A 3305-nucleotide genomic window follows, 5' to 3' on the forward strand; every position below is an offset into this window, starting at 1 on the left:
CCCCGGCACGCGTCGCCGGGCGCCGCGCGGGCCACGACGAGCCGCGTGACGCCGTCCGGCAACGTGGGCCTCGGACGTGGATCGTGGTGCGCCGCGTGCAGGGTGTAGTGGAAACGGGCCGACGTTCCCCGCACCATCTGCTCGCACCACGTGCTCACGCCGCCGATGCCGAACGGGTACGTCCCCTCGGTGCACATCAGGACGTGCGTCATGCCGGACCTCCCACGCGGTGCCTCAGGGCGTCCTCGTGCGCCTCGAAGGCCATCAGGTGCGCGTCGAGGCACTCCTCGAAGGCGGTGGCGCTCGTGACGGCCTCACCGCCGCGGTAGCGTTCGACGAGGTCGAGGAAGCTCAGGGTGAGCGCCTCGTCCCCGCCGCCGTGCCCGCCGGACGTCGCGGGCACGCGGATCACACGGCGCTCGCGGGAGCGGAAGTCGTTCACGACCACCTCGCCCCGGTCGAGGTGCCCGTGCAGCTCCCCGTGCGTGCCCATCACGTGGACGGTGCGCGTCGTCTCCTCCGTGAAGGCGCTGAGGGTGAACGCGGCGGTCACGTCGTTCTCGAAGAGGATGTTGATGCTGTACGTGTCGTGGACGGAGTTGTCGCAGCGGTACACGCAGCGTCCGTAGGGCCCGCGCGCGAGGGCCTCCAGGAGCGTCGCGCGCGACGGGTCGGGCGTGACGACGTTGTTCGGCCAGCCGCCCTCGGCCTGGAACCGTTCGAGGTAGATCTTGCGGGCCGAGTACGGGCAGTCGGGTTCGGCGGGGCAGCCGTCGAGGCAGTGCTCGGGCGCGCCGACGGGCGCCTGATCGGGCCGGAAGTGGTGCAGCCGTCCGAAGGCGGTGACGCGGCGGGGCGGCGCCCCCACCAGCCAGCGCAGCAGGTCGAGGTCGTGGGAGGCCTTGGCGAGCACCATCGGGCTCGACGTGGCCTCGTCGCGCCAGTTGCCGCGGACGAAGCTGTGCGCGAAGTGCCAGTACCCGATGTTCTCGGTGTGGTTGAGGTGGACGAGCCTCCCGACGGCGCCGGAGCTCAGCAGGTCGTGAACGGTGCGGAAGAACGCGGTGTAGCGCAGCACGTGCGCGATCATCACGGGCGGGCGGTAGCCGCTGAGTCGGCGCCTCAGGTCGCGCAGGGCCGGGAGGCTGTGCGCGGCGGGCTTCTCGAGCAGCATGGGCACTTCCAGACGGACGGCCTCCAGGACGTGCGCGTGATGCGAACGGTCGGGTGAGGCGATGACGACGGCGTCGAGATCGAGGCCCCGCGCCGCCGTCCAGAAGGCGTCGGGGTCGGCGAATCGTCCGCCGCCGGGAACGCGCAGCTCGGCGGCGGCGAGGCGCAGTCGGTCGTGGTGGGGCTCGGCGACCGCGACGACGCGGCAGCGGTCGCCCTGGGCGAGCATCGTCCGTCCGTACACGTCGAGGCCGCGACTTCCCGCACCGATCAGCCCGATCCTGAGCGCCATGACGTCCTCCTGAACTCAAAGGTGATGCAGATCGCGGGTGGACACGAAGGTCGGCACCCGCAGCCGGGCCGCGCGCTGACGCGCGAAGCGTTCCAACGTCGGCGTGACGGCGTAGTCGAGGCCGTACACGTCGAGCTTCGCGTGCTCGACGCGGGCCTTCATGGCCGCCGTGAAGTCGAGCCCCTGCGGGTCGAGGCGACGGTACCCGTCGAGCCAGGTGGTGGAGAGCGACTCGATCAGGACGCCGTCCACGAGCTTCGACAGGTGCGAGAGCAGGCTGAAGCCGCGGTTGGCGAGCAGGTACGAGCCGGGCGCCCAGCGCCGGACCTTGCCGAGCAGGGTGAGCATGTCGCCACGCGCCTCGGGGTGAACGTCGACCATCTCGATGGTGTCGAGGAAGAAGCCGCTGTAGTCGGCGGCGCCCTCGACGTGCTCGGCGACGTGGCGGACCCAGCCCGGGTCGTTGAGCCGCACGTAACGGGTGTTCCAGACGGTGTTGCGGCTGCCCATGTGCCAGGGCGCGTCGGGGCCGTTGTCCTCCCCGAGCGAGAGGTAGGCGAGCACGCGGGTGCCGCCGCGCACGAGCCGCCGGATGTCCTGAACGTCGTGCTGGCCGGGCTGCACGACCACCGTCTCGAAGCCCGCGAGTTCCTCGACCTTGCCCGTCCCGTAGTACACGCAGAACGGGCGGCGCCGGACGCCCGCGCCCTGTCGGTCGTCGCCGTAGACGTCGCGGGCGAGCACGAACAGGCGTTCCGCGTGCGCGCGCAGCGCGGCCGGGCGGCGCTTCCCGCCGAGGGTGGCGAGGTGTTCGGCGAGCGCCTCGGGCGATTCGACGTACAGGGTGAGGTTGCCGAGCACCTCGTCGAGCAGGTCGAAGCGGTGGTCGTCGCTCCGGGAGCGGTCCTGGAGTCCGGGAAGGGTCGTGTCTTCTTTCACGGGGCACCTCGGTTCGTGAGATCAGCGGTAGGTGTTGATGTCGTAGAGCGCGACGGCCATGGAGATCGCGAGCCCGAAGAGCAGCGCCTCGACGTCGAGCAGGAACACGGCGGACGGCCCGACCGCCGCGCCGAAGGGAAGGACGTTGAGCGCGAAGAGGAGCGCGAGCGCGGCGGCCCACGACGCGACGACCAGCCACAGCCGGTTCACCGCGACGAGGACGGCGCTGAGCATGGCGGCCACGCCGAAGAGCAGCTGACCGACGAGGTGGGCGAGGGGCACGGCGGTGGAGGTGACGACGGCCATGACGACGTGCAGCAGCACGAGCGACGCGGCGTACGCGGCGAGCCCGACGAGGATCGCGGTCCGCGCCCGTCCGATGAGCCCCTCGAAGGTGAGCGGCAGGGAAGCGAGGGCGCGCAGGCGGCCCAGGAGCCGCTCCACGATGGCCTCCATCACGCCCATGCTCAGCACGAGCGGAACGAGCACGATGCTGCCCGCGAGGCCCGACAGCGTCGTCACGTGCGCGGACGTCATCGTGGCCCACGCGAGAAACACGGCGCAGCACCAGCCGTACAGCGCGTGCCCGCCCGCGCGGAGCGCCTCGCTGGCGGGCGGCAGATGCGGGAGGTTGGGCTGGCGCGTCGTCCAGACCGTGAGGGCGAACGGGACGAGCACGGCGTACGCGAGGACGGTCGGTCCGACCCACGGCGACACCGAACCCTCCGGGGCGAGGCCCAGCGCCAGGCCGAGCGCGGCGGCGGGGACGCTGACGACGAACAGCAGCAGGGCGCGCCCGTACACCAGAAGCGCGTACGCGGAGAACACGTACGTGGCGGTGACGAGCGCGGTCGTCGCGGTCGCCGCGACCGGAACCTGCACGAGCCGCGCGACGCCCGCC

General features: G+C 72.0%; 4 protein-coding genes. All 4 read right to left on the reverse strand.

The genetic code is table 11. The features are described 5' to 3' along the window. Nucleotides 1-212, reverse strand: a 212-nt coding sequence (locus tag DEIPI_RS27285) for a DUF3492 domain-containing protein (RefSeq protein WP_045233333.1), incomplete at its 3' end; no start/stop codon positions are given. Beyond that, nucleotides 209-1465: a Gfo/Idh/MocA family protein gene (locus DEIPI_RS0100350; RefSeq protein WP_027480472.1), complete on the reverse strand. Its 1257-nt coding sequence runs from the start codon at nt 1463-1465 to the stop codon at nt 209-211. The genes DEIPI_RS0100350 and DEIPI_RS27285, both read right to left, overlap by 4 nt. Nucleotides 1466-1480: 15 nt before the next feature. Continuing rightward, on the reverse strand, nt 1481-2404 hold the full coding sequence (locus DEIPI_RS0100355) for an endo alpha-1,4 polygalactosaminidase (protein ID WP_052351541.1): 924 nt from the start codon (nt 2402-2404) through the stop codon (nt 1481-1483). Between the two features lie 21 nt (nt 2405-2425). Then, nucleotides 2426-3305: hypothetical protein (locus DEIPI_RS27290; RefSeq protein ID WP_045233334.1), on the reverse strand; the 880-nt coding region annotated here is incomplete at its 5' end.

Origin of the sequence: Deinococcus pimensis DSM 21231 (assembly GCF_000519345.1) — a bacterium.
GTDB classification, from domain to species: Bacteria; Deinococcota; Deinococci; order Deinococcales; family Deinococcaceae; genus Deinococcus_A; species Deinococcus_A pimensis.